Here is a 24,722-nt window from a genome sequence, read left to right on the forward strand (position 1 = left end):
AAACCGTCTCAGTCGGTGCCGGGCTGGAGGAGTCGGAAGACCAGGCGCGCGGCGGTGCGCTGGGCCGCGTTGCGCAGGCGTACCGGGGCCGGCAGGGCCGGGGCCGCGGTGGGGGCGGTGGCGGCCAGCCGGGGGAAGAGCGCTTCGGCGTTGGTGCGGTTGACGGCCTTGAGCGTGCCCGGGTCCACGTTGTCGTCGAGACCGCCCGCGAAGTACTGCCCGGCCGCGGTGGGGGCGAAGGGCCAGTCGCTGCCGAAGAGCACGTGTCCGGGGCGGGCGAAGGCGAGCAGGGTGGGCAGGGCGGCCGGACTGGAGGACAGGGCGGTGTCGAAGTAGAAGGAGCGGAAGTCGTCCAGTACGTCGAGCGGGCTGCGCGCCTTGTCCTCGGCGATGGTGAGGGCCATGCGGTGGGAGGAGTAGGGGACGAAGCCGCCGGCGTGGCTGAGGATGAACCGGATGTCCGGGTAGCGGCGCGGGATGCCGTTGCGGACCAGGAGGTAGGCGGCGCGGGTGGTGTCCAGGAGGAAGTCGGCGGCGAAGGCGGGAATGCCGTCGACCGGGGGAGCGGGCAGTTCGGCCGGGTGGACGAAGACCACCGCGCCGCGGTCGTTCAGCGTCTGCCACAGGGCGTCCTGGTCTTCCGCGCCGAGGTAGGTGCCCCGGTTGTTGGCGAGCAGGGTGACACCGTCGGCGCGCAGCTCGTCCAGTGCGCGCGCGGCCTCGGTGGCCGAGGCGTCGGCGTCGGGCATCGGCAGCGTGGCGAAGAAGCCGAAGCGGCCGGGGTGGTCGGCGGCCAGGGCCGCGGAGTGGTCGTTGAGGCGCCGGGCCAGATCGGCGGCCTCGGCGGGTCCGGGGAGGAAGCCGGTGCCCGGGGTGGAGACGGAGACGATCGAGGTGGTGGTGCCGAGCAGGTCCATCAGCCGCAGGGCGGACTCGGGGCTCCATGCGGGCAGGGCGCGGCCGCCGGCGTCGGCGATACCGGCCTTGGCGAGCTCCTCGCGGTAGAAGTCGGGCACCACGTGCTGGTGGACGTCGATGCGCTGTGCCGAAGGGGACATGAAGCGGCCTTTCCTGCGGGTGTACGAGATGCGGCGGGGGAGCCGGGTCCTTCCGGCGGTCGACCGGGCGCTGCCGACCCGCCTGGCCCTCTGGGCATCGGTGTCCGGGGCAGCGTGGAGGCCCGGTTCGGCGGTGGCGCGGGGTCGATGGGCGACCGGAAGAAGAGGGAAGAAGAGACGGAGCAGAAGAGACGGGGGCAGAGCGGACAGGGGAGTCGCCCGTGTGGTGCGTGAGGTCTCAGACGGGGTGAGGGGCGGGCGGCTGACGTCGGAGTAAGGGCACCGGCGCGGAGCCGAGGGCTCCGAAATGGGCCGTTGCCCTTGCCGCTGCCTTCCGGCCGACGCCGGTGCAGGGAGCCGTGGTCATGACGCCGGGCGCGGTCATGTGCCCGGCGTCCGGCTCGCTGCCGTGCCCCTCGCCGCCATGCGGGTCCCCGCCTCGTAGACCAGCTGGGCGTGCAGTTCGAACAGCGCCACGAGGTCGACGTCGTCGCCGTTGATCTCCCGCTGGACGAACAGCCCGTCGGCGCCCGCGACGGCGTAGGTCGTCAGGGCGTGCACGGACTCCTCGTCGAGGTCCGGGACGAGCGTCCGGGACATCTCGGCGATCTTCGTGCGCGCGATGTCGCGGACCTGGAGGAACACCGTCCGGCCGCGGGGCTCCGCGGGGCGCCGTTCCAGGGCGAGCATCAGACCGAGACGGAGGAAGTCGGGGGCGTCGATCAGCGACCTCGCCACGTTCCCCGCCATGGCGGTGACCCGGTCCAGCGGGGTCCCCGTCTCCTCGCCCGGCAGCTCGACGGCGGCGAGCCAGGTCTCGAAGCTGCGCTCGATGACCGCGGCGATCAAGTCGTCCTTGTCCTTGAAGTGCCAGTAGATCGAGCTGGCGGGCAGTCCGCACTTGGCGCTGACGGCCGCGATCGACGTGCCTTCGTATCCCCGCTCGCCCGCGATCTCCATGGCGGCGTCGAGGATGCGCTGCCGCGACTCCACTCCGTTCGCGCGCTTCTTGCGGGTCGTCTGCGGCTTCGTCATGGCAGGTGCCCCTCGTGGTGTGCGCTTCTCGCCGGCTGCTTGACCCTATCCGGCGGCAAGTCTACCGTAGCAGTCGTTCCAATTGGAATGTACGCTACAGCAAGAGCCGTGCGAGACGAACGACAGTGAGGTGGCCTGATGGACGGGACCGGGGCCGGGCCGGGGACCGAGGACAGCGCCTACGACGTGGCGGTGATCGGTTACGGGCCCACGGGCGTGACCGCGGCGAACCTGCTCGGCGCGATGGGGCTGCGCGTCGTCGTCCTGGAACGGGATGCCGAGATCTTCACCCGCGCACGGGCCATCTCCACCGACGAGGAGGTCGTCCGCATCTGGCAGCGGGTCGGGCTGGCCGAGCGCCTCAAGCGGGACATGCTGACGGAGCGGCCGGTGGACTTCGTCGACGCCGCCGGCCGTACGGTCCTCAGCGCGTCCCCCACCCCGCGCGGCCACGGCCACCCGCCGCAGATGTTCATCTACCAGCCGGCCCTCGAGCAGGTCCTGCGCGACGGGGTCGACCGCTACCCGAACGTGAAGATCCTCTTGCGCCACGAGTGCCTGCGCCTGCGCCAGGACGCCGACGGCGTGGACCTGACCGTGGTCGGCACCGCCGACGACTCGGTCCACCGGCTGCGCGCCGCCTATGTGATCGCGGCCGACGGCGGCTCCAGCCTCACCCGCGCGCAGTTGAACATCGGCTACGAGGGGCGGACGTACGAGGACCGCTGGATTGTCATCGACACCAAGATGCTCAAGCCCTGGCCCGACCACGACAAGCTGCGCTTCCACTGCGACCCGGCACGCCCGGCCGTCGACTGTCCGACCCCGCTGGACCACCACCGCTACGAGTTCCCCCTCCTGCCCGGAGACGACGAGGAGCAGCTGGTCACCGAGGACGCCGTGTACCGGCTCATCTCCCGGTACAGGATCGGCCGCGACAGCATCGAAGTCCTGCGCACCACCGTCTACAGCCACCACGTCCGGTTCGCCTCGCGCTTCCGCGCCGGCCGAGTCTTCCTCGCCGGGGACGCCGCGCACGCCATGCCGCCGTGGATCGGCCAGGGCATGGCCGCCGGTGTGCGGGACGCGGCCAACCTCTGCTGGAAGCTGGACGCCGTCCTCCGCGGTGAACTGCCCGACAGCGTCCTCGACAGCTACGAGACCGAACGCAAACCGCACGTCAGGGAGGTCACCAAGCGAGCGGTGTTCGTCGGCCGCATGATCACCGAACGCCGGCGCCCGGTCGCCCGCCTCCGCAACGGCGCCCTGCGCACCCTGGACCGCATACCGGGCGTCGCCGACTGGCTGCAGGACGCGAACTGGATCCCCGTGGCCCGCTACGACGCGGGCCTGCAGGCCCGCCCCCGCACCAAGGCGACCGGGCACCAGATCCCGCAGCCCTCGGTGACCGGGCCCGACGGCGAACGCGTACGGCTGGACGACGTGCTCGGCGGGCGCTGGCTGCTGCTGCGCCACGGGCTGCCCACCGCGCAGCCCGCGTGGGAGCGCCTCGGTGTCGAGTCGCTGGCCGTTCTGCCGGTGGGCTCGCGCCCGGCCGAGGGCGCGGTCGTCGACAGCGACGGCGTCCTGCTGCCCTGGCTGACCGAGCGCCGTGTCACCACCCTGGCCCTGCGCCCCGACGCCTATGTCTACGCCGCCGCTCCCGCCGGTGCCCAACTCCCGCCGCCCCCGGCCGGGTTCGCCCCCGCGCCGCGGCCGGGCGCGACCACCGCCCAGTGACCACCGCCAGTGACGACCGCCCAGTGAGGACCACCATGACCACACCCAGCGAAGTCCCCGCGATGCACGAGCGCCTCCTCGACGTCGGCGGCAAGAAGATCTTCGTCGCCGACGCGGGGCAGGGAGCGCCCGTCCTGCTGCTGCACGGCGGCGGCCCCGGCGCCTCCGGACTCTCCAACTACAGCCGCAACATCGCGGAGCTGGCCAAGGAGTTCCGGGTCATCGTGCCCGACCTGCCCGGTTACGGCCGCAGCGTCAAGGGCGTCGACCCCGACGACCCCTTCGGCGCCCTGGCCACCGCCATCCGCGGTCTGCTCGACCAACTCGGCCTGGAAAAGGCCCACTTCGTCGGCAACTCCTACGGCGGCGCCTGCGCCCTGCGCCTCGCCCTCGACACCCCCGAGCGGGTCGACCGCATGGTGCTCATGGGTCCCGGCGGCATCGGCACCACCCGCGCGCTGCCCACGCCGGGCCTCAACAGCCTCCTGAACTACTACACGGGGGACGGCCCGTCGCGGCCGAAGCTGGAGAAGTTCATCCGCGACTACCTGGTCTTCAACGCCGCCCAGGTGCCCGACTCCATCATCGACGCGCGCTACCAGGACAGCATCGACCCCGAGGTCGTCGCCGCCCCGCCGCTCAGGCGCCCGAAGTCGCTGCGCACGCTGTGGAAGATGGACTTCACCCGCGACAAGCGCCTGAACCGGCTGGCGGTGCCCACCCTGGTGCTGTGGGGCGCCGCGGACAAGGTCAACCGGCCCTCGGGCGGCCGGATGCTGGCCGAGCGCATGCCCGACTGCGACCTGTACGAGGTCGCCAACACCGGGCACTGGGTGCAGTGGGAGCGCGCCGACCTGTTCAACCGGCTCTGCGCCGACTTCCTGGCGGGCCGCCGATGAACACCGCACCCTCGGTCTTCGGCTCCGTCCACCTCGGCTACGTCGTCGTCGAGTCCAACCGCTTCGCCGACTGGCGCCGGTTCGGCACCGACGCCATCGGCATGCACCACGACGACATCTCCCGTGACGTGATGCGCTTCCGCCTCGACGAGCACGAGTGCCGCTTCCTGGTCCGGCGCGGCCCCGCCGAGGACGTGGTGGCGATCGGCTGGCACATCGACGACCCCGCCTCCTTCGAGCAGATCGAGGCCCGCGTCCGGGCCCACGGCGTCCCCGTCGTACGGGGCTCCGACGAGGAGGCGGCCCTGCGCGGCGTGGAACGGCTGCTGCGTTTCCCCGGCCCCAAGGGCCTGGTGCAGGAGATCTACACCACCCCGGTCATCTCCTCCGAGCCGCTGCGGATGCTCGCCTCCGGCTGGGTCACCGGCGACGCGGGCATGGGCCATGTCGCGATCACCTCCGCCAAGCCCACCCTGATGCGCGGCTACTACCACACGGTCTTCGACGCCCGCCTGACCGACTACATCGACGAGACGATCAGCGGCGTCAAGCTCAAGATCCGCTTCCTGCGCGTCAACGAACGCCACCACTCCCTCGCGATCGCCGCCATCCGCGGCCTGCCGGTCGACCCGATCCGCACCCGCGTCCAGCACCTCAACATCCAGGCCGGCAGCCTGGACGACGTGGCCCAGAGCTACGAGCGCGTGCACCGACTCGGCTTCGGCATGGCCCTGTCGGTGGGCCAGCACACCAACGACAAGGAACTCTCCTACTACGCCCGCACCCCCTCGGGCTTCGAGTGGGAGGTCGGCTGGAACCCCCTCGTCATCGACGAGAGCACCTGGGAGCCCTCCACCCACCAGGGCATCAGCATCTGGGGCCACCGGCCCGTCGGCCAGACGATCATCGGCAAGCTCGACCAGTTCCGGCTCGGCGCCCGCTCCCTCGTCCGGCCGGAGAGCACCGTCCCCGCCCTCAGCGGCACCGGCATCCCCGACGACTGACCCGGTACGGTCACTCCGCCGCCCGGCGGGGCGACCGTACCCGCTCGATCCCCGGCAGCGCGGCGGGAGCCCGCCGCCAACCCGGTCGCCCGGTCGCGCAACCGTCGCGCCGGGCTTTGACGGGCACCCGGCCCCACGGCCCGCTCCTGGGCGAACTCCCGCGGCCCCGGCGCCCCCGGACGCTTGCGGTCCCGGCGCTCCCGGATGCCTGCGGTCCCGGCGCTCCCGGATGCCTGCGGTCCCGGGCATTCCCGGACGCCTGCGGCCCCGGCGCTCCCGGACGCCTGCGGTCATGCGTGCTGCCCACCCGTCCCCGTCCCGCACCGCTCGGTCCGTCCGGCACACCGCTCGTCGTGCTCCCGTCATGGGACGCCGGGGGCCGTGCTGCCAGGTCCCGGTGAGTGATCCTCCACCTCGCGAGAGGACCCCGATCCATGTCCGTCCCCTTCCACCGGCCCGGCAGCGGGCCCCCGTCGGACGACCGGCCCCATGAGCCCCTCCCGGGCGCCCTGCGGCACGTGACGCGCACGCACTCCCGTGCGCGTCGGTGGTTCCTGGCGGTCAACGGCGCCGCCTTCCTGCTCACCGCCCTGCCGTCCGGCGCGGCCGGCGAACTGTTCGCCACCCGTCCTGTGATCGGCACGCCTCTGGGCGTGGTGCTCGGCGCCCTGCAACTGGCCGTCCTGCTGCTGACCTCATGGCAGTACGACCGCACCCTCCGCCGTCGCGCCGACCCGCTCCTCGACTCGGTGCGACGCCCTGCCGGACTCGTGCAGCCCGCACTGCCGCAGCCGGGCCCGGCCAAGGCCCTGTCCCCGCGGCCGTTCCCCTCGCAGGGGAGACAGGGATGACCGAGCTGCTGCTCGCCGCGGGTCTCACCTCGGTCCCGGGCGGTGCCGACGACCGGGCGATGGTGCCGGCCGCCTTCATGGTGTTCGTCGCCGTGTCCCTCCTGCTGTGCGTCCTGGCCGGTCCCGGGGACGACACCACGGCCGACTTCTACACCGGCAACCGGTCGCTGACGCCGATGCAGAACGCGCTGGCGCTCACCGGGGACTACCTCTCGGCTGCCGCGCTCCTCGGTGTATCCGGTCTGGTGGCCGTGGCCGGCTACGACGGGATCTCGCTGGCGGTCAGCAGCTGCCTGGCCGTCGGGGTGTTCCTGCTCCTCGCCGGTCCGCTGCGCAACGCCGGCGGCTACACCCTGGGCGACATCCTCGCGCTGCGTTCGCCGGGTCCGTCCTCCCGTATCGCCGCCGCCACGGCCACCCTGGCGGTCTGCCTGCCCTTCCTCGTCCTGCAGCTGGCCGGAGCCGGCAGCGCCACGGCACTGCTGCTCGGACTGACGAGCCAGGGGGCCGCACAGGCGTGCACGGTCTTCGCCGGAGTGCTGATGATCTGCTACACGGTGCTCGGCGGCATGAGAGGGACGAGCCTCGTCCAGATCGCCAAGGTGGCCGTGGTGTTCACCACCATGGTGCTCCTCGCCCTTCTGGTCCTGCGGCACCACGACTTCGACCCGGGCGCCCTGCTGACCGCGGCCGAGCGGGGGAGCGGGCTGCACGACCGCTACTTCGAACCCGGTCACGCCACGGGGGACAGCGCGGTCGGCCGCCTCGACTTCCTGAGCCTGCAACTGTCCGTCGTGCTGGGCGGGGCGTGCATGCCGCACATCCTGATGAGGATCAACTCGGCCGCCGACGGCGCCACCGCCCGCCGGGCGACCCGCTACGCCGTCGCCGTCATGGCCGTCTTCTTCCTCTGCGTCGTCATCGCGGGGCTCGGTGCCGCCGGACTCGTGGGAGGCCGGAGGATCCGTGCCGTCGACAGCAGCGGCCAGACGGCCCTTCTCCTCCTGGCCGGGGAGCTGGGGCACGAGACCTCGGGAACCGCGGGCAGCGTGCTGTACACCGCTGTCGCGTGCTCCGTCTTCGTCACCGTACTGGCGGTGGTCGCCGGTATCGCGCTGAGCGCCGCGGCCGCCCTGGCGCACGATCTGCACGCGCACGCGGTACGCGGGGGACGGATCTCCGAGCGCCGGGAGGTCCGCTCGGCGAGATGGGCCGCGGGAGGCGTGGGCGGGCTCGGCGTCCTCCTGGCGGCAACGGCCCAGGGACGGAACCTCGAGTCCCTGACCTATCTGGCACTCGCTCTCGCCGCCTCCACGGTCCTGCCCGCCTGCGTGTACGGACTGTTCTGGAGCCGGTACAACCGGACGGGGCTGCTGTGGACCGTGTACGGCGGTGTGCTCTGCACCACCGCCCTGTACGTCTGCTCCCTCTCCTTCTCGGGCACGCCGGCCTCGCTGCTGCCGGGTCACGACTTCCATCTCATCGGGCTGCAGTCGACCGCCGTGCTGTCCGTTCCCGCGGGCTTCCTGCTCGGGTGGGCGGGCAGCGTCGCCGGACGGCGTGCCCGGCCCGGGGAAGGTTCCGGGGCGGACCCCCGGTGGCGGGAACGGGTGCTCGCCGGAGCGCGAGAGGAATGACGTGTGCCGCGGCCCGGCCGGAGAGCCGGGCCGCGGCACACGGCGCGGACCGGCTCACGGCGACAGAAGGGGCGCACCGCCCCCGGGCCGGGCTCAGGCCGGTTCGGCCCCGATCCTGGCGGCCAGGCCGGGGAATTGGGCCAGCGCGTTGGACCGCTCGACGGCCAGCCGCTCCGCGGGCGAGAAGGTCTCGTCCAGCTGTGGTGCGGGGTCCCCGGCCGCGGGGAACAGGACGCGGGTGAACGGCCAGTCGGTGGCGAAGAGAATGTGCTCGGTTCCGGCGAGTTCGCGTACGGATTTCATCGCCTGAGGCGCCGGGGACAGGGCGGTGTCGTAGAAGAGCTTCCGGAAGCGCGGGCTGCTGTCGTCCAGGCCGGCGGCCCCCACCTGCTGCGCGATCGCCGGGGTCAGGGTCAGCAGGCTGGTGCGGTAGGAGATGTACGGCAGGGTGCCGCCGGCGTGCGCGGCCAGCCACCGGATGCGCGGGTACCGCCGGTAGACGCCCTTGTAGAGCATGTTGACCAGTGCGCGGGTGGTGTCGAAGGTGAACTCGTACAGGAACGGCGGCAGTCCGAGGTCCGGGTAGCCCTGCGGGGTCACGGGGTGGATGAACACCATGGCGCCCAGTTCGTCCAGCGCCCTCATCAGCGGCGCGAACACGGGATCGCCCAGGTACGTTCCGCCGTAGCTGCTGAAGAGGCCCACGCCGTCCATCTTCAGGTCCCGTACGGCCCGCCGGGCCTCGGTGACGGCGTGCGAGACGTCCTGCTCGTCGACGGTAGCGCCCAGGGGCAGGACGGCGAATCCGCCGAAGCGGCCCTTCAGGCGTGCGGACGCGGTGTGGACCAGGTCCCGGCTCGTGTAGGTGTTCAGACGCCGCGCCATCGCCACCCGCTCCTCGGCGGAGGGCAGGTAGGTGACGCCCGGCTCGGAGACGGAGACCACCTGGGCCTGGATGCCGTAGCGGTTCATGAAGCCGACCGCGAGGGCCGGGCTCCACACGGGGATCGGTACGCCCGCGATCTCGGTGATGCCGTGCGCCGCCAGGGACCGGCGGTAGAAGTCCGGGATCAGATGGCAGTGCACGTCGATGCGGTCTCTGCCGCGGCGCCCCGGAGCGCCGGAGGAGGCGTGGCCGGTCGCGGCCGCCGGCCACGCGCCGAGGGCCGTCGCGGTGGCTCCGAGCGGCAGTGCCGCCTTGAGCAGTCCGCGGCGCCGCATGCCGCCTGGGTCGGCTTGTCCTGTAGCAGCCATGAAGACACCTCACCGAAGGAGCGAAAGGGGGGAAGGAACGTCCGCCGGAGGGTGCGCGCGGACACCGGCGGCCATGGCGGGTCGGCGCGGCGGCCGGACCGGCGGCGACGTTCTTGTAGTGTTCACTACAATGACTGGAGTGACCGCTACAGTAAGAGGGGTGGCGGTGGGCGTCAAGAATCACGGCAGGGGTGATTCCCGGATGCGCGCGGGCCGGACGGCGCCGCCCGCCGCCCACGGGCCGGTCGCCCGGCGCCGCCTCAGGAAGCGGCGCCGCCCGCCGGTCCGCCGCCCGAGCGCAGCACACGGGACAGGCCCAGCGCGGCCGTCCGCACGGCGGGTGCCAGCTCGGCGGGGTGGAAGCGGCCGCGCGGCACGGCGACGGACAGGGCGGCCACCGCCGTCGGTCCTTCGAAGACGGGCGAGGCGATGCAGCTGACGCCGAGGGCGGCCTCCTGCTCCTCGTACGCGAGACCGGAGACCCGGATCTGCTCCACGGCGGTGCGCAGCCGCGCCGGGTCGGTGACCGAGTGCGGGGTGAGGCGGGGCAGCGGCCCGGCCAGTACCTCCTCCGCCAGCTCGGAGCCGGAGAAGGCCAGCAGCGCCTTGCCGACGCCCGTGCAGCTCAGGGGGAGGCGTCCGCCGATGCGTGAGGGCAGTGTCAGGGTCTGGTGGCCGTGGATCCGCTCGATGTAGACCACGTCGTGCCCCTGCCGGATGCCGAGGTGCACGGTCTCGTGAGTGGCCTCGAAGAGGTCCTGGAGGAACGGCAGCGCGGCCTCCCGCAGATCGAGTCGGCGCGGCACCAGCGAGCCCAGCTCGAAGAGCTTGCCGCCGAGCCGGTAGGTCTCGCCGTCGCGTTCGAGCAGACCGAGGCGCACCAGGTCGGCGCAGAGGCGGAACGCGGTCGTCTTGGCCAGTCCCGTGCGGGCGGCGATTTCCGTGAGACGGAACGTACCGCCGTCCGGGCGGAAGCAGTCGAGCACGGCAGCCGCCTTGTCGAGCATGTTCCCCTGCGCGCTGTTCCGTGTCATGGAACGTATTTTGCCGCCGCTCGAACCGTACGCCTATACCTGTCGTGGATCGACGGACGGCCACCGCCGCCTCTCCGACAGCCCCGCCACTCTCCGTCCGGAGGTACCCCGCATGTTCGCTCCGCACCGCCGCACCCGTCGCCGCCGGGGGCGACCGTGAGCCCGGACAACCCCGCCGACGCCGTGACCGAGGTGGCGGACGCCCTGGAAGAGGCCGCCCGTACCGGCGTGCCGTGCGCCCCGGTGCGCTCGCTGCTGCCCGCGGCGGACATCGGCGCCGCGTACGCCGTGCAGCGCCTGCACGTGGAGCGCGGGATCACCGCCGGGCGGCGGCTCGTGGGCCGCAAGATCGGCCTGACCTCCCCGGCCGTGCAGCGTCAACTCGGCGTGGACCGGCCGGACTTCGGCGCGCTGTTCGCCGACATGGCGGTGCCCGAGGGACAGCCGATCGCCCCCGGCCGGCTCCTCCAGCCCAAGGTCGAGGCCGAGGCCGCCCTGGTGCTGGGCGCGGACCTGCCGTACCGCGACCCGACCGTCGCCGACCTGCTGCGCGCCACGGCGTTCGCGCTGCCCGCGCTGGAGATCGTCGACAGCCGTATCGCCGACTGGGACATCACCATCGTCGACACCGTCGCCGACAACGCCTCCTGCGGCCTGTACGTCCTGGGCGGCACCCCCGTCCCCCTGGACCGCGTCGACCTGCGGGCGGCGACCATGAGTCTCACCAGGAACGGCGAGACGGTCTCCGAGGGCACCGGAGCCGACTGCCTGGGCAGCCCCCTCACCGCCGCCCTCTGGCTCGCCTCCACCCTGGCCGGGCTCGGCGACCCGCTCAGGGCCGGCGATCTCGTCCTGACCGGCGCGCTCGGCCCGATGGCACGTGCCGCCGAGGGCGACGAGTTCACCGCGCACATCGAAGGGCTCGGCACGGTCACGACCGCGTTCGCGTCCGCCGCCACGGAAGGAGCCGCAGTATGAGCACGAAGGTCGCCGTCATCGGGTCGGGCAACATCGGCACCGACCTGATGATCAAGATCCTGCGGCTCTCCGACTCCCTGGAGATCGCCGCGATGGCCGGGATCGATCCCGACTCCGACGGACTGGCCCGCGCCCGCCGCCTGAAGGCCGCCACCACCCACAAGGGCGTCGACGGCCTGGTGGAGCTGGACGAGTTCGCGGACGTCGAGATCGTCTTCGACGCCACCTCGGCCGGTGCCCACCGCCGCCACGACGAGGTGCTGCGCTCACTGGGGCGCAGGGTGGTGGATCTGACGCCCGCCGCGCTCGGCCCGTACGTCGTCCCGCCGGTCAACGGCGACGACCACCTCGGCGCACCGAACGTCAACATGGTCACCTGCGGCGGCCAGGCCACCATCCCGGTCGTGGCCGCCGTCGCGGCCGTGACACCCGTCCACTACGGCGAGATCGTCGCCTCGATCTCCTCCCGTTCGGCCGGTCCCGGCACCCGGGCCAACATCGACGAGTTCACCGAGACGACCTCCTCGGCCATCGAGAAGGTGGGCGGCGCCGCCCGGGGCAAGGCGATCATCGTCCTGAACCCGGCCGAACCCCCGCTGATCATGCGCGACACCGTGTACTGCCTGGTCGGCGCGTGCGACGACGCCGCGGTGACCGCCTCGGTCGAGGAGATGGCCGCCCGGGTCCAGGCGTACGTGCCCGGGTACCGCCTCAAGCAGAAGGTCCAGTTCGAGCGCGTCGCCGCCGACGACCCGCTGCGCTCGCTGCTGCCCGCCGGCACGCGCTCCGGCGACGCCGCGCGGGTCTCGGTCTTCCTGGAGGTCGAGGGCGCCGCCCACTACCTGCCCGCCTACGCCGGGAACCTCGACATCATGACCTCGGCCGCCCTGCGCACCGCCGAGCGCATGGCCGCCGCGCAGCCCCTCACGGAGGTGGTCTCCCGATGACCGCGAACCAGCCCCCCGCCCTGTACGTACAGGACGTGACCCTGCGGGACGGCATGCACGCCGTACGCCACCGCTACACCGTCGACCAGGCCCGCACCATCGCCGCCGCGCTGGACGGCGCCGGGGTCGCCGCGATCGAGATCGCCCACGGCGACGGCCTGTCCGGTTCCAGCATCACCTACGGGGTCGGCGCGCACACCGACTGGGAGTGGATCGAAGCCGTCTGCGACAGCGTCCGGCACGCGGTGCCCACCACGCTGCTGCTGCCCGGCATCGGCACCCTGCACGACCTGCGGCAGGCCCATGCCCTCGGCATCCGTTCGGTCCGCGTCGCCACCCACTGCACCGAGGCCGACATCTCCGCCCAGCACATCGCGGCCGCCCGCGACCTGGGCATGGACGTGGCCGGTTTCCTGATGATGTCCCACATGGCCGAACCCGCCGAACTGGCCCGCCAGGCCCAGCTGATGGAGTCCTACGGAGCCGGGTGCGTCTACGTCACCGACTCCGGCGGCCGCCTGACCATGGACGGCGTCCGCGAGCGCGTCCGCGCCTACCGCGATGTCCTCGGACCGGACACCGGGATCGGCATCCACGCCCACCACAACCTCGGCCTGGGTGTCGCCAACTCCGTCGTCGCCGTCGAGAACGGCGTCACCCGCGTCGACGCCTCCCTCGCGGGACAGGGCGCCGGAGCCGGGAACTGCCCGCTGGAGGCGTTCATCGCGGTCGCCGCCCTGATGGGCTGGGAGCATGGCTGCGAGCTGTTCCCCCTGATGGACGCCGCCGACGACGTCGTACGCCCCCTGCAGGACCGCGAGGTCCGCGTCGATCGCGAGACCCTCACCCTCGGCTACGCGGGCGTGTACTCCAGCTTCCTGCGCCACGCCGAGTCCGCCGCCGACCGGTACGGCCTCGACACCCGCGCGATCCTCGTCGAGGTCGGTCGGCGCAAGATGGTCGGCGGTCAGGAGGACATGATCACGGACATCGCCCTCGACCTCGCGGCGGCCGGCACCGTCGGCTGACCGGGACCGCCCGGCCCGACAGGTGCTCGGGCCGGGCGGGGCGGCCTCCTCGCCCGTGCGGAGCGATGTTCCTCACAATCCTCGGACGGCGGGTGCCGGTGTAAAGTCGAGGAAGCCCTTGACCTGCAGAAAGCAGGCAGGGAGCCGTCTTCGAGGAGTCCACAGTGCTGCGCACTCTGTTCAAGTCCAAGATCCACCGTGCCACGGTGACCCAGGCCGATCTGCACTACGTCGGCTCGGTCACCATCGACGCCGACCTGCTCGACGCCGCCGATCTGCTCCCCGGCGAACTGGTGCACATCGTCGACGTCACCAACGGCGCGCGCCTGGAGACCTATGTCATCGAGGGCGAGCGCGGCTCCGGGGTGATCGGGATCAACGGTGCCGCAGCGCACCTGGTGCACCCCGGCGACCTGGTGATCATCATCAGCTACGCTCAGGTCGAGGACGCCGAGGCCAGGCAGTGGCGGCCGAGCGTCGTCCACGTCGACAAGGACAACCGCATTCTCGCGCTCGGCACCGACGCCTCCGAGCCCGTCCCCGGCAGCGACACCTTCCGCAGCCCGCAGGCGAAGGCGCCGGTCACCGTCTGACCGGCCGGGCCGGCGGCGCGGGACCACCGAGAGGCTGAGGGCGATGAGCGAGATCGACATCCGTGACGACCGCGCCGCGGGCATGCTGGAGGCCGTCGAGGACGGCGCCGTGGTGGGCCGCATCCAGTACTTCCTCCTGGAGGAGCCCGGCCGCGCCGTGGTGCCGGTCCACACCGTCGTGGACCCCGGGCACGAGGGCCGGGGCATCGCCGGATCACTCGCCGCCGAGCTGTACGCGCGCGCCGCCCGCGAGCAGCTCCCGGTCGCCCCGCTCTGCCCGTACGTCGTGAAGTGGGCGGCCCGGCACCCCGAGCAGGCGCCCGCCGCCGACCCGGAGCTGCTCGAAGCCGCCAAGGAGTACGTGCGCGCCCACCCCGGACGGTTTTGACCGGCCCGGCGCCCGGGAGCGCGGGCGTCCTCGCGCTGCTGCACACCTCGCCCGTCCACGTCCCGGTCTTCGAGGCCCTGCGCGAGGCGCACCACCCCGGCCTCGCCCTGCGCCATCTCGTCCGCGAGGAGCTGCTGACCGCGGCTGCGGCCGAGGGGCCCGCCTCGGTCGCCGCCGAGGTCGAAGGCGCCGTGCTGCGGGCCGCGCGGGACGGGGCCGGGGCCGTGCTCTGCACCTGCTCCACGCTCGGCGGCGTCGCCGAGTCGGCATCGGCGGCGGCCGGGGTCCCCGTACTGCGCGTGGACCGGCCGATGGCCGCCGAGGCGGTGGCCACCGGACCGCGGATCGTGGTCCTCGCGGCGCTGGCCGAGACCCTGGAGCCGACCACCGGGCTGATCGCCGAGGAGGCGCGCCGGGCCGGGCGGGAGGTCGCTCCGCGGTCCGTCCTGGTGCCCGGGGCCTGGGAGCTCTTCCGGTCCGGGGACGGCGAGGGCTATATCGCCCGCGTCGCCGCCGCGGCCCGCGAGGTCTCCGGGGCCGACGTCCTGGTCCTCGCCCAGGCCTCCATGGCACCGGCCCGGGCACTGCTGACCGGCGGCCCGCCCGTCCTGTCGAGCCCCCGCCCCGGCCTCGCCGCCGCGGCCCGGGCGGTCCGCGGCTGAGCCCCGCCGGACGATCCGCCGGACGCAGGGCCGGACGGCCGTGCGGAGGTGGTACGACGGTGGTATGACGGGGTGAGTGAGCGCGATCCCGCTGGGTACCTGTGGGAGAAGTCCAGAAGCCGACGCACGTCGACCGGCCTGGAGGCCACGAAATGACGCACCCGTACCCCGATCCGATGCCACCCGGCCCGGTACCCCCCGGGCCGACGCCAGGGCCCGACGGTCCTGAGCCGCCCGTTCCGGTGCCGCCGGTGCCGGGACCCGGCGGGCCGGATCCCGCGCACCCCGAGCCGGTGCCGGGGCCCCCGCCCTCGCCGATCCCGCAGCCGCCGGGGCCCGAGCCGAGCCCGGAGCCCCAGCCGGGACCGGCCTCAGGCGACAGGCCCTAAAGGCCGCACGCACCGCCGCCGGTCCATCCGGCGACCCGGGCCACCGTCCGTCCGCGGGCGGTGGCCCCGCGCGTTTCCTCGCCGCGCCCCCTCACCTCACCCCCTTTCCCTCAGGAGCGTCCGTGGCCCAGACCGATCTGCCGCTCGACCAACTGCGCGCGTACCGGCCCTCGTTGCCGGAACCGGAGGACTTCGACGCCTTCTGGGAGAAGACGCTGGCCGCGGCGGCCGAGCACGAACTCGCCGCCCGCTTCGAGCCGGTGGAGCTGCCGCTGCCCGGGGTCGAGGTCCTCGATGTGAGCTTCGCGGGGTACGGCGGGCACACCGTCAAGGGCTGGCTGGTGCTGCCCGCGGGTACCCGGGAGCCGCTGCCCGCGGTCGTGGAGTACATCGGCTACAACGGCGGGCGCGGGCTGCCGCACATGCATCTGCTGTGGGCGGCGGCGGGCTTCGCCCACTTCGTGATGGACACCCGGGGCCAGGGCAGCGGCGGCCTCGCCGAGGGTGCCACCCCGGATCCGGTCGGCAGCGATCCGGCCTTCCCCGGCTATCTGACCCGCGGCATCGGCGACCCGCACGACTACTACTACCGCCGGGTCTACACCGACGCCGTACGCGCGGTCTCGGCCGCCCGGGCGCACCCCCTCGTGGACTCCGCGCGGGTCGCGGCGCTCGGCACCAGCCAGGGCGGCGGACTGACCCTGGCCGTGGGCGGACTGGTGCCGGACCTGGTGGCGATCGCCCCCGATGTGCCCTTCCTGTGCGACTTCCCGCGGGCGGCCACACTCACCGACCGGCTGCCGTACCGGGAGATCGGCCAGTTCCTCAAGGCGCGGCGCGCGGACCGGGAGACCGTCTTCCGTACGCTCTCCTACTTCGACGGGGTGCACTTCGCGGCGCGCGGCCGGGCGCCCGCCCTCTTCTCGACCGGGCTGGAGGACATGACCTGCCCGCCCTCGACGGTCTTCGCCGCCTTCAACGCCTACGCGGGCGAGGACAAGACAATCGAGGTCTACCCCTTCAACGACCATGAAGGCGGGGGCCCTTACCAGCAGCTCGCTCAACTACACTGGCTGCCGGGCAAGTTGAGGACCTGACCGGTGGGGGAGCGGGCGCGGAGGAGCCGTCCGTGCGCCGGTGCGTGCGACTCAATGCGCCCTTGTCCGCGCGCCCCGACACCGCGTACTTTTGCGGCCCTTGAAGCCTTGCGGAGCGGTGCGCCGCCCAGAGGAAAGCATTGAGGGGGCATTCATGGCCGCACGCGGTCGTCACCGCCGGCAGCAGCCCGGTCTGGTCAACCGGGCTTCACTCACCGTCACGGTAGGCGGCGCGGGCATGGCGCTCCCCCTGCTCGGCGCGGGCCTCGCCCACGCGGCGGACACCAGCACCTGGAACAAGGTGGCGGCCTGCGAGTCCACCGGCAACTGGAGCATCAACACCGGCAACGGCTACTACGGCGGGCTCCAGTTCAGCCAGTCCACCTGGGAGGCGTACGGCGGCCGCTCCTTCGCGGCGCGCGCCGACCTCGCGGGCAAGGACCAGCAGATAGCGGTGGCCGAGAAGGTCCTCGGCAGTCAGGGCCCCGGCGCCTGGCCCGACTGCTCGGGCCCCGCGGGACTCTCCCGCGGCGAGGCGGCCCCCCAGACCGAGCGGGTGCGCCCGCTGGCGCGTACCCAGGTCGCGGACGTCAAGCCGCAGACCACCCCGCAGTCCCGCGCGGGCCGGGCCGAGATGTACACCGTGGTCTCCGGGGACACGCTCTCCCAGATCGCCGAGGAGCGCCGCGTCGACGGGGGCTGGCACCGCCTCTACGAGGGCAACCGCCGTACCATCGGCGGCGATCCGGACCTGATCCTCCCCGGCCAGCGGCTCTCCTTGGACGCCCCGGCGCGGCCCCGGACCCGTCCCGCGCAGCCGGAGAAGCCGGAGAAGGAAGAGGCCCGCAAGCCCCCGAGCCACCCGGCGCCCGTGAAGGACACGCCGCGGCCGAAGCCCTCCTCGCCGACCACCCGGCCCAGCCCGGAGCACACCAAGCCGGCGCCCTCCAAGACCACCCGCCCGGCGCCGAGCAAGTCCGAGCGCCCGGCCCCGAAGAAGACGCACAAGCCCGCTCCCGAGAAGACCCACACCGAGGCGCCCAAGCCGAAGCCGAAGCCCAAGCCGCACAAGCCGGCGCCCGCGAAGGTCTCGCACCGCTTCTCCGCCCCGGTCTCGGCGTCCACCGGCACCCAGTACCGCGTCTCGGGCAGCTCCTGGTCGAAGGGCTACCACACCGGCGTCGACTTCCCGGTGCCCACCGGCACCTCGATCAAGTCCGTCTCCGAGGGCCGCGTCGTCTCGGCGGGCTGGGGCGGCTCGTACGGCTACGAGGTCGTCATCCGGCACGCGGACGGCAGGTACAGCCAGTACGCCCACCTCTCGGCCATCTCGGTGCGCTCGGGGCAGAGCGTGGTCGCGGGCCAGCGGATCGCGCGTTCGGGCGCCACCGGCAATGTCACCGGGCCGCACCTGCACTTCGAGATCCGTACCGGCCCCGGCTTCGGCTCCGACATCGACCCGCTCGCCTATCTGCGGGCCAAGGGCGTCGGCCTCTGACAGCGGCGCGCCGCCGGGTTTTCCCGGCGGCGCGCTCGTGTGGTGCGGGTGAACTGCCCGCCCGCAGGCGGGAGTCGACCGTTCAGGACGATCCCGTGAGGGCGGCGGGACTCAGGAGCGGATCTCCGCGCGGGAGTGCCGCGCGTTGAACACGACCTTCGCCGGGGCCGCGTGCCGCACCGGCAGGGACGGCTGCCGCGCCGCGGCGGCAGGGGGCAGGCTCCGCAGCACCGCGCCCCGCTCCTCGGGATCCGGACCCTTCGGGCTCGGCAGGCCCCCGGCCGGCGGTCCCGGGAACTCCGCCCCGCCGCCCGGAGCGGGCACCTTCGGCTTCGCGTCCCGTCCGAGCCGCTCAGTGGTGAGCAGCACCAGGCCGACCGCGGCGAGGGCGCCGCAGCCGAGCGCGAGCCCGGTGCCGGCCCAGCCGTAGCGGAAGGTCTCGCCGAACATCGTCAGACCGACCGCCGCCGCGGCCACCGGGTTGACCACGGTCACCGTGGCCAGCGGCGCGGTCAGGCCCGCGCCCCGGTAGGAGGCCTGGGAGAGCAGCACCCCCGCGGTGGCGAAGACGCCGATCGCCGCCAGCGAGGGCAGCTGGTCCACCGCCGCGTGGGCGGAGACGTCCACCGCGACGGTCTTGGTGAACACCGAGGCCATGCCGAAGGCGACACCGGCCGCCGTCGCCAGGAGCACGCTGCGCACCGCCGGGTGACGCTGCGCGGTCTGCGCCACGGCCACCACGACCACGATCGCGCCGACGGTGCTGAGCGCGAGGGCCAGGCGCTCCACGCTGCCGAGGGACCGCGAGTCGGCGGAGCCGGTCAGCGCGAGCAGCCCGGCGAGCCCGATCGTCGCGAGCACCGCGCCGCGCCAGGCGGCGGCCCCGGCCTTGCGGTGCACCAGGATCGCGGCCATCGGCAGCACGAAGACGATGGTCAGCGCGCCGAGCGGCTGGACCAGGCTGAGCGGGCCGAAGGCGAGCGCCACCACGTGCAGCAGCGCGCCGAGACCGTTGAGGGTGATCGCGCCCCACCAGCCGGGGCTGCGCATCGGCGCGTACGGGCGGTCCGGGTTGTCCCGGGCCACCTGCTCCTGCCAGATCGCACCGCCCGCGTAGAGGACGGCGGAGACGAGGGACAGGACCACGGACAACGTCAGGGCGTTCATCCGGTGCTCCTCGGTGAGCGGGCGGATACGCCCCGGCGCGGCGTACGGTCGGCTTCCATGGTTCCACCATGACGCGTGAGAGCGCTCACGTCGTCGTACCTGAGGGTGCCTTGCCTCCTACTGCCGATGGAGTACACCCCGGCCGCCTTCATGCTCGCGGGGGTCGCCGGACCCCCACAAGCCCCGAGTCACCGCCGCCCGAGGGGGGTTGGTGTACTTCTGCCATGGTCCAGGATCTCGACACGGCGGCACTCGCGGACATCGGCGGATTCTTCGCGCTGCGCACCGGCCGCCCGCCGCGTGCGGCCCGCCCGCTCACCGAGGCCTACGCCCTCGTACCGGGCGGCAGCGATCCGCTCGCGGTACGCGTCGGCCTGGTGACCCGGCGGATCGGCGCCCCCGAGGCCAGGGTCGCGGTCTCCCTCGTGCAGCTCGGGCTGGCGGCCCGGATCTGGTCGCTGCACCTGGGCGCCGCGGTGCTGCACGGGGCGCTGCCCGACCTCGACCCCGCGCGGGTGCGCTGGGACCCCGAGGCGGCCACCGGCGAGGACCTGTGGGTGGCCGAGGCGCGCCTGCTGCCCGCGGACCCGGAGGCCGTGGACCGGGCGGTGCGCGGGCGCCACCTCGACCCGCTCGCCGCGGTACTGCACCGGCGCTACGGGCTCGCCGAGGGGCTGCTGCACGGCAACTCGGGCTCCGCGCTCGCCGGTGCCCTGCGCGAGGTGGACCGCTGGGCGCACCGCACCGGCCGCCCCGAGGCCGCCGCACGCGCCCGGGCTCTCGGCGACGCCCTGTTCGCCGACCCCCTCCTCGCGGCCACCGGCCACCGCGAGGGCACCGCCTTCCGGCGCCGCAGCTGCTGCCTGTACTACCGGGTCCCCGGCGGCGGGGTCTGCGGCGACTGCTGCTTCACCCGGCCGCCGGGGACCGCGGGGCCGGGGCCGGTGCGGGGGAGCTGAGCTGCGGCCCGAGGCGGTTTGGCGGGAGCGCGGGTGCCTACGTAAAGTTCGGCTTTTGGAACATCAGGGCGCACTCCCACCGGCGCACGCACATTCTGAGGAAGCACCGCGATGACGGCGACACAGGAAACCCCCGAGTACGGCCCCGGCATCGACCCGGAGCGCCTCGCGGTGTGCCTGAGCGTGCTCGACGAGCTGGACGCGCTGGAGGTCGACCACCCGGACGCGATCGCCGTGCGCCGCGCCACCGCCGGGATCTACCGCACCGTGAAGCAGCGGCGCCGCCAGGAGCGCAGGGCCGCCAAGACCGCCCACGACAAGGCGGTCACCGAGTCCACCGCCACCGGCTCCGCGGAGCGCATCGACGACGAGACGCAGGGGCTGCTGCCGTCCTCCAGCAGCCTCGGGGAGGTCGCCGGGATACTCCAGCGCCCCCGCTCCTGCTACATCTGCAAGCAGCGCTATGTCGAGGTCGACGCCTTCTACCACCAGCTCTGCCTGCCCTGCGCCACCGAGAACCGGATGCGCCGGGACGCCCGCGCCGACCTCGGCGGCAAGCGGGCCCTGCTCACCGGCGGGCGCGCGAAGATCGGCATGTACATCGCGCTGCGGCTGCTGCGGGACGGCGCGCACACCACCGTCACCACCCGCTTCCCGGCCGACGCGGTGCGCCGGTTCAAGGCGATGCCGGACAGCGACGAGTGGATCCACCGGCTGAAGATCGTCGGCATCGACCTGCGCGACCCGGCCCAGGTGGTGGCCCTCGCCGACTCGGTCTCGGCCGCCGGGCCCCTGGACATCCTGATCAACAACGCGGCGCAGACGGTGCGCCGTTCGCCCGGCGCCTACCGCGAGCTGGTGGCCGCCGAGTCCGCGCCCGCCCCGGCGGGCGCGCTGCCCGCCGCCGAGGTGATCGGCGGCTTCGGCTCGGGCGCCGTCGGCATGCTGCCCGAGGCCCGCCGCGGCGGGCTCAGCGCCCAGGACCTCACCCAGCTCGCCCTGGTCGCGGGCTCGGCGACCCCGGCCCGTATCGAGGCGGCCACCGCCATCGACGCGGGCGGACTCGTGCCCGACCTGCACGACACCAACAGCTGGGTGCAGACCGTCGAGGAGGTCGACCCGGTCGAGCTGCTGGAAGTGCAGCTGTGCAACTCCACCGCGCCCTTCGTGCTCATCAGCCGGCTGCGCCCGGCCATGGCCGCGGCCACGCGCGCCGGTTCGCGCGCCTACATCGTGAACGTCTCCGCCATGGAGGGCGTCTTCGCCCGCGGCTACAAGGGCCCCGGCCACCCGCACACCAATATGGCCAAGGCCGCGCTGAACATGCTGACCCGCACCAGCGCCCAGGAGATGTACGAGCGGGACCGCATCCTGATGACCGCCGTGGACACCGGCTGGATCACCGACGAGCGGCCCCACCCCGACAAGATGCGCCTCGCCGAGGCGGGCTTCCACGCGCCGCTCGACCTGGTGGACGGCGCCGCCCGGGTCTACGACCCGATCGTGCGCGGCGAGGCGGGCGAGGAGCTCTTCGGCGTCTTCCTGAAGGACTACGCGCCCGGCAAGTGGTGAGCCCGGCCGCCGAGCCCGAGCCCGGCCGCTGAGCCCGGTCGCTGAGCGCGGCCGACCGCGCGGTGCGGCCCGCCGAGGGGCGGTACGGATCCGGCCAAGTGCGTCTCAGCGCCCCGCGGAGGCCGCCGGGGGCGGTCCGGCGCCGGGCGATCCGCCCTCCGCGGCCCCGTCCGGCGCGGGACCCGAAGCGGAGCCGGTGCCGGCCGGGATTCCCCGCCCCACCGCACTCGTGTGCCGCCCCCGCGGAACCCGGCCGGTGAGGCCGCGTTCCGGAGGGTGCGCCGGGGCTTCGCGAGGGGGCCGCCGGGTGCCTTCGGAAGTCGTAGGAAACCTTCCGGCCAGTTCCCCGGATGTGCTTTCGATCACACCCTCTCCTGTGTGACCTTGTCGGAGGGATGCAGGAGGGGGGAGTGCCCGTGTGGGGCTCATGGTGTGTGCCGGCCGCCCGGCCGGGTCTGCCGCGCCGCGACCAGTTCGAGCACCGGCCGCCAGTCCTCCAGGACCCCGGCGTCCAGTGCCGCCGCCCGGGCCGCGGCCCCGGCCTGGTGCAGCGTGAGAGCGTCGGGTGCGGGTTCGGCCCCGGGGCGTTCCCGTACCAGCCGCGCGACCCGCAGGCCGAGCAGTTCGCGTACCGCCTCCGCCGCGAGGTCGGCGTGCCCGTCCGGCTCACCCGGACGGAGGGCGTGGCCGATTCCGTGGACCAGACCGGCGACCTGCAACTCCTTGTCGCTCGGGTGGCTTCGGCGCAGCAGCGCGGCGGTCTGGAGCGCATGCTCGTGCAGGTCGACCGGGCCGCCGCGGCCGGTGGCGATCCGCAGGCCGCGGCAGGAGTCCAGCAGCTCCATGAGTTCCTCGACGCTGAGCGGCTCCAAGACGGGCTCCCTCCCTCGGGCGGACCGGCGGCGGAAGAAGCAGAGCATGACGGCGTGAACGACAGGCGACCTGAAAAGAACCAGTTGTTTCTCGCGCTATCGAGCGCAGGGCCGCTCATCTGGTTACCCTTGAGCGCACGGACAGTCCACGTGACTTCTCACCCGGAGGCACGGTCCGCTCCGGGAGCCGCCGTCCGTCATGGCGCGCCTCCCGAGGAGTCATCGGCGCCACCGCGTCCGAGCTGCTCTCGACAGATCCCGTACGGACGAGTGAGGACAGGCGCGACGCCAGGTCCGAAGCAACCGTGGATTGACCGACACAGAAGGAGTACGCGGTGACACCGGAGAAGACCACCAGCGAACGGGCCGTCCGCGAGCCCGCCGAACGCCTCGCCCCCCGGAGCGAGGAACTCGGCAGCCTCGACGTCTGGGCCAGATCGGCCCCCATCCGGCTCGCGGGCTACGAGGACGACCTCGCCGAGCCGCACATCCTGCCCAGCGTCGACTGACCGCTGCCGCGTCCCACCGGCCGGCCGTCCGCCGACGGCCCGCCGGTACCGGCCCTCAGCTCCGGGGCTCCCCGGCCCCGTCGAGCCGGGTGGGCGGCCAGTAGTCCCGTACGAAGGCGCGCTGCCACCACTCCCCGGTCTCCCGGAGTTCTCGCCGGGTCGAGAAGCGGTAGCGGTACAGCCGCGCCCGGACGTACCGCGGCGGTGACCCCGAGGGGAAGGGGACCGTGCGCAGCAGCCGCAGGGTGTCCCGGTCGCCTTGGAGCAGCCGCTGGAGGAAGGCGCCGAACCAGGGGCGGGCATAGGCGGGGGAGAGCCCCACGAACCACATCATCCAGTCCAGGCGCAGATGGTACGGAGCGAACTGGCGCGGGCGGCGCCGCGGATCCCCGGGCTTGCCGCGGAACTCGTAGGCCCGCCAGTCGGACTCCTCCCGCGGCCTGCTGTCCGAGGTGCCCTCCACCACGACCTCCTGCCGCTGCCGGGTGACACTGCCGAAGGCCCCGTAGGAGTTGACCAGCCGCAGCGGGTCGTACGAGGTGTTCATCAGCTGGCGGCGGGAGAGGAGATTGCGCGCCGGTCGGTAGCTCAGCGCCAGCAGCCCCGCGGTGACCGCGAGGACCAGGACCTCGAACCAGAGCGGGGCGCCCGGGTCGCGGTGCCCCCCGGTGAAGCGGCCGAGGTCGAGGGCGGGCAGGGCCAGCACGATGGTCAGCCAGTTCAGCCAGGCGAAATTGCCGGAGAGCACCAGCCACAGCTGGGTCGCGATCATCAGCGCCGCCGCGCACCCGGCCACCGGCTGCGGGGTGAAGAGCAGCACCGGCACCACGAGTTGGGTGAGGTGGTTGGCGGCCACCTCGACGCGGTGCACCGGCTTCGGCAGATGGTGGAAGGCGCGGCTCAGCGGGCCCGGCATCGGCTGGGTCTCGTGGTGGTGGTCGAGGCAGGTCAGCTTCCGCCAGCAGGCGTCGCCCCGCCATTTGATCAGGCCCGCGCCGAACTCCACCCGGAAGAGCAGCCAGCGCAGCAGCACCAGGACGAGCAGCGGCGGCCCGGTCTCGTCGTTGCCGAGGAACACGGCGAGGAAGCCCGCCTCCAGGAGGAGGGTCTCCCAGCCGAAGCCGTACCAGGTCTGGCCCACGTTCACGATCGACAGGTACAGCGCCCAGACCGCCGCCCACAGCAGCATCGAGGCCCCCAGCGGCAGCAGGTCCCCGACCCCCGCGAGCAGGGCCGCGGCAAGGGCGGCACCCGTCCAGGCGCACCCGGCGAAGAAGCGGTCGGAGTAGTGCAGCTGGAACAGGCTCGGGGCGCGGCGGAAGCCGGTCCGCCCGGTGAAGCGCGGCACCGGGAGCATGCCCCGCTCCCCGATCAGGGCGCGGAACTGCAGCGCCGCGCCGAGGAAGGCGAGGAGGTAGACGCCGGCCAGCGCCCGCTGGAAGAGCAGGCGGCCCAGCCAGTAGTCGCTCACGGTGAACCAGTCCACCCGCCCAGTGTGGCCTTCCCCGAACGCCCTCGCGGCGCGGACCGCCGCCTCCGCCCCCGCGCCGG

At 73.5% G+C, this 24,722-nt stretch carries 23 protein-coding genes; 16 read left to right on the forward strand and 7 right to left on the reverse strand.

What is annotated here, in order from left to right; translation table 11 throughout:
- Positions 1-8: 8 nt before the first annotated feature.
- Both HFV08_RS12765 and HFV08_RS12770 read right to left on the reverse strand, forming a co-directional pair.
- Positions 9-1,058, reverse strand: coding sequence for an amidohydrolase family protein (locus tag HFV08_RS12765; protein ID WP_168538940.1), 1,050 nt, complete (start codon positions 1,056-1,058; stop codon positions 9-11).
- Between the two features lie 381 nt (positions 1,059-1,439).
- Positions 1,440-2,093, reverse strand: coding sequence for a TetR/AcrR family transcriptional regulator (locus HFV08_RS12770; protein WP_168538942.1), 654 nt, complete (start codon positions 2,091-2,093; stop codon positions 1,440-1,442).
- Positions 2,094-2,231: 138 nt separating this feature from the next.
- On the opposite strand from HFV08_RS12770, the gene HFV08_RS12775 reads away from it, so the two are divergent.
- From HFV08_RS12775 to HFV08_RS12795, 5 genes are all read left to right on the forward strand, one after another.
- Positions 2,232-3,833: a bifunctional 3-(3-hydroxy-phenyl)propionate/3-hydroxycinnamic acid hydroxylase gene (locus tag HFV08_RS12775; RefSeq protein ID WP_168538944.1), complete on the forward strand. Its 1,602-nt coding sequence runs from the start codon at positions 2,232-2,234 to the stop codon at positions 3,831-3,833.
- Between the two features lie 35 nt (positions 3,834-3,868).
- On the forward strand, positions 3,869-4,732 hold the full coding sequence (locus tag HFV08_RS12780; RefSeq protein ID WP_168538946.1) for an alpha/beta fold hydrolase: 864 nt from the start codon (positions 3,869-3,871) through the stop codon (positions 4,730-4,732).
- Positions 4,729-5,736 carry a VOC family protein gene (locus HFV08_RS12785; RefSeq protein ID WP_168538948.1) on the forward strand — a complete coding sequence of 336 codons (1,008 nt, stop codon included), beginning with the start codon at positions 4,729-4,731 and terminating at the stop codon, positions 5,734-5,736. Before HFV08_RS12780 ends, HFV08_RS12785 begins: the two co-directional genes overlap by 4 nt.
- A gap of 518 nt (positions 5,737-6,254) precedes the next feature.
- Positions 6,255-6,587 (forward strand): DUF485 domain-containing protein, encoded by a 333-nt coding sequence (locus HFV08_RS12790; RefSeq protein ID WP_168538950.1) that lies wholly within the window; start codon positions 6,255-6,257, stop codon positions 6,585-6,587.
- Positions 6,584-8,224 carry a sodium/solute symporter gene (locus HFV08_RS12795; RefSeq protein WP_168538952.1) on the forward strand — a complete coding sequence of 547 codons (1,641 nt, stop codon included), beginning with the start codon at positions 6,584-6,586 and terminating at the stop codon, positions 8,222-8,224. The genes HFV08_RS12790 and HFV08_RS12795 overlap by 4 nt, the downstream gene beginning before the upstream one ends.
- Positions 8,225-8,317: 93 nt before the next feature.
- Here HFV08_RS12795 and HFV08_RS12800 read toward each other — a convergent pair whose 3' ends face one another.
- Positions 8,318-9,478 carry an amidohydrolase family protein gene (locus tag HFV08_RS12800; RefSeq protein ID WP_168538954.1) on the reverse strand — a complete coding sequence of 387 codons (1,161 nt, stop codon included), beginning with the start codon at positions 9,476-9,478 and terminating at the stop codon, positions 8,318-8,320.
- Between the two features lie 260 nt (positions 9,479-9,738).
- Positions 9,739-10,485, reverse strand: coding sequence for an IclR family transcriptional regulator (locus HFV08_RS12805; RefSeq protein WP_168539114.1), 747 nt, complete (start codon positions 10,483-10,485; stop codon positions 9,739-9,741).
- Positions 10,486-10,668: 183 nt separating this feature from the next.
- Between HFV08_RS12805 and mhpD the strand changes: the two genes are divergently transcribed.
- From mhpD to HFV08_RS12845, 8 genes are all read left to right on the forward strand, one after another.
- Entirely contained in the window at positions 10,669-11,490 is an 822-nt protein-coding gene (gene mhpD, locus HFV08_RS12810; RefSeq protein WP_312885567.1) for a 2-keto-4-pentenoate hydratase, read from the forward strand.
- On the forward strand, positions 11,487-12,437 hold the full coding sequence (locus HFV08_RS12815) for an acetaldehyde dehydrogenase (acetylating) (RefSeq protein WP_168538956.1): 951 nt from the start codon (positions 11,487-11,489) through the stop codon (positions 12,435-12,437). The genes mhpD and HFV08_RS12815 overlap by 4 nt, the downstream gene beginning before the upstream one ends.
- Positions 12,434-13,465 carry a 4-hydroxy-2-oxovalerate aldolase gene (dmpG, locus tag HFV08_RS12820; RefSeq protein ID WP_168538958.1) on the forward strand — a complete coding sequence of 344 codons (1,032 nt, stop codon included), beginning with the start codon at positions 12,434-12,436 and terminating at the stop codon, positions 13,463-13,465. Before HFV08_RS12815 ends, dmpG begins: the two co-directional genes overlap by 4 nt.
- Positions 13,466-13,629: 164 nt before the next feature.
- Positions 13,630-14,058: an aspartate 1-decarboxylase gene (gene panD / locus HFV08_RS12825; RefSeq protein ID WP_168538960.1), complete on the forward strand. Its 429-nt coding sequence runs from the start codon at positions 13,630-13,632 to the stop codon at positions 14,056-14,058.
- Positions 14,059-14,101: 43 nt separating this feature from the next.
- Positions 14,102-14,446, forward strand: a complete 345-nt coding sequence (locus HFV08_RS12830; protein WP_168538962.1) for a GNAT family N-acetyltransferase — start codon at positions 14,102-14,104, stop codon at positions 14,444-14,446.
- Positions 14,443-15,108, forward strand: coding sequence for an aspartate/glutamate racemase family protein (locus HFV08_RS12835; RefSeq protein WP_168538964.1), 666 nt, complete (start codon positions 14,443-14,445; stop codon positions 15,106-15,108). Before HFV08_RS12830 ends, HFV08_RS12835 begins: the two co-directional genes overlap by 4 nt.
- Positions 15,109-15,619: 511 nt before the next feature.
- The gene (locus tag HFV08_RS12840; protein ID WP_168538966.1) at positions 15,620-16,594 is read left to right on the forward strand and encodes an acetylxylan esterase; all 975 of its coding nucleotides are present in this window, start codon (positions 15,620-15,622) and stop codon (positions 16,592-16,594) included.
- Between the two features lie 154 nt (positions 16,595-16,748).
- Positions 16,749-18,092 carry a transglycosylase family protein gene (locus HFV08_RS12845; protein WP_168538968.1) on the forward strand — a complete coding sequence of 448 codons (1,344 nt, stop codon included), beginning with the start codon at positions 16,749-16,751 and terminating at the stop codon, positions 18,090-18,092.
- 111 nt (positions 18,093-18,203) lie between these two features.
- Here the strand turns inward: HFV08_RS12845 and HFV08_RS12850 are convergent, their stop codons facing one another.
- Positions 18,204-19,259, reverse strand: coding sequence for a DMT family transporter (locus HFV08_RS12850; RefSeq protein ID WP_168538970.1), 1,056 nt, complete (start codon positions 19,257-19,259; stop codon positions 18,204-18,206).
- Positions 19,260-19,483: 224 nt separating this feature from the next.
- Between HFV08_RS12850 and HFV08_RS12855 the strand changes: the two genes are divergently transcribed.
- A complete protein-coding gene (locus tag HFV08_RS12855) occupies positions 19,484-20,218 on the forward strand; it encodes a (2Fe-2S)-binding protein (protein WP_168538972.1) in 735 nt (244 codons plus the stop codon).
- A gap of 111 nt (positions 20,219-20,329) precedes the next feature.
- Positions 20,330-21,790 carry an SDR family oxidoreductase gene (locus HFV08_RS12860; RefSeq protein ID WP_168538974.1) on the forward strand — a complete coding sequence of 487 codons (1,461 nt, stop codon included), beginning with the start codon at positions 20,330-20,332 and terminating at the stop codon, positions 21,788-21,790.
- A 425-nt stretch (positions 21,791-22,215) separates the two neighbouring features.
- Here HFV08_RS12860 and HFV08_RS12865 read toward each other — a convergent pair whose 3' ends face one another.
- Positions 22,216-22,662: an HD domain-containing protein gene (locus HFV08_RS12865; RefSeq protein ID WP_168538976.1), complete on the reverse strand. Its 447-nt coding sequence runs from the start codon at positions 22,660-22,662 to the stop codon at positions 22,216-22,218.
- 335 nt (positions 22,663-22,997) lie between these two features.
- Between HFV08_RS12865 and HFV08_RS12870 the strand changes: the two genes are divergently transcribed.
- Complete coding sequence (locus HFV08_RS12870; RefSeq protein ID WP_163011145.1) at positions 22,998-23,171, forward strand: hypothetical protein; 174 nt, start codon at positions 22,998-23,000, stop codon at positions 23,169-23,171.
- 55 nt (positions 23,172-23,226) lie between these two features.
- Here HFV08_RS12870 and HFV08_RS12875 read toward each other — a convergent pair whose 3' ends face one another.
- A complete protein-coding gene (locus tag HFV08_RS12875) occupies positions 23,227-24,657 on the reverse strand; it encodes a lipase maturation factor family protein (RefSeq protein WP_168538978.1) in 1,431 nt (476 codons plus the stop codon).
- Positions 24,658-24,722: the final 65 nt, after the last annotated feature.

It is taken from the genome of Streptomyces physcomitrii (assembly GCF_012273655.1).
Lineage (GTDB): Bacteria > Actinomycetota > Actinomycetes > Streptomycetales > Streptomycetaceae > Streptomyces > Streptomyces physcomitrii.

What these genes read in the sequence shown, in the direction of transcription:
- HFV08_RS12775 (WP_168538944.1), top strand. Translation starts at nt 2,232, where the DNA reads ATGGACGGGACCGGGGCCGGGCCGGGGACCGAGGACAGCGCCTACGAC.
- HFV08_RS12850 (WP_168538970.1), bottom strand. Translation starts at nt 19,259, where the DNA reads ATGAACGCCCTGACGTTGTCCGTGGTCCTGTCCCTCGTCTCCGCCGTC.
- HFV08_RS12805 (WP_168539114.1), bottom strand. Translation starts at nt 10,485, where the DNA reads ATGCTCGACAAGGCGGCTGCCGTGCTCGACTGCTTCCGCCCGGACGGC.
- HFV08_RS12830 (WP_168538962.1), top strand. Translation starts at nt 14,102, where the DNA reads ATGAGCGAGATCGACATCCGTGACGACCGCGCCGCGGGCATGCTGGAG.
- HFV08_RS12765 (WP_168538940.1), bottom strand. Translation starts at nt 1,058, where the DNA reads ATGTCCCCTTCGGCACAGCGCATCGACGTCCACCAGCACGTGGTGCCC.
- HFV08_RS12800 (WP_168538954.1), bottom strand. Translation starts at nt 9,478, where the DNA reads ATGGCTGCTACAGGACAAGCCGACCCAGGCGGCATGCGGCGCCGCGGA.
- HFV08_RS12795 (WP_168538952.1), top strand. Translation starts at nt 6,584, where the DNA reads ATGACCGAGCTGCTGCTCGCCGCGGGTCTCACCTCGGTCCCGGGCGGT.
- HFV08_RS12845 (WP_168538968.1), top strand. Translation starts at nt 16,749, where the DNA reads ATGGCCGCACGCGGTCGTCACCGCCGGCAGCAGCCCGGTCTGGTCAAC.
- HFV08_RS12860 (WP_168538974.1), top strand. Translation starts at nt 20,330, where the DNA reads ATGACGGCGACACAGGAAACCCCCGAGTACGGCCCCGGCATCGACCCG.
- HFV08_RS12855 (WP_168538972.1), top strand. Translation starts at nt 19,484, where the DNA reads ATGGTCCAGGATCTCGACACGGCGGCACTCGCGGACATCGGCGGATTC.
- dmpG (WP_168538958.1), top strand. Translation starts at nt 12,434, where the DNA reads ATGACCGCGAACCAGCCCCCCGCCCTGTACGTACAGGACGTGACCCTG.
- HFV08_RS12815 (WP_168538956.1), top strand. Translation starts at nt 11,487, where the DNA reads ATGAGCACGAAGGTCGCCGTCATCGGGTCGGGCAACATCGGCACCGAC.
- HFV08_RS12770 (WP_168538942.1), bottom strand. Translation starts at nt 2,093, where the DNA reads ATGACGAAGCCGCAGACGACCCGCAAGAAGCGCGCGAACGGAGTGGAG.
- HFV08_RS12780 (WP_168538946.1), top strand. Translation starts at nt 3,869, where the DNA reads ATGACCACACCCAGCGAAGTCCCCGCGATGCACGAGCGCCTCCTCGAC.
- HFV08_RS12785 (WP_168538948.1), top strand. Translation starts at nt 4,729, where the DNA reads ATGAACACCGCACCCTCGGTCTTCGGCTCCGTCCACCTCGGCTACGTC.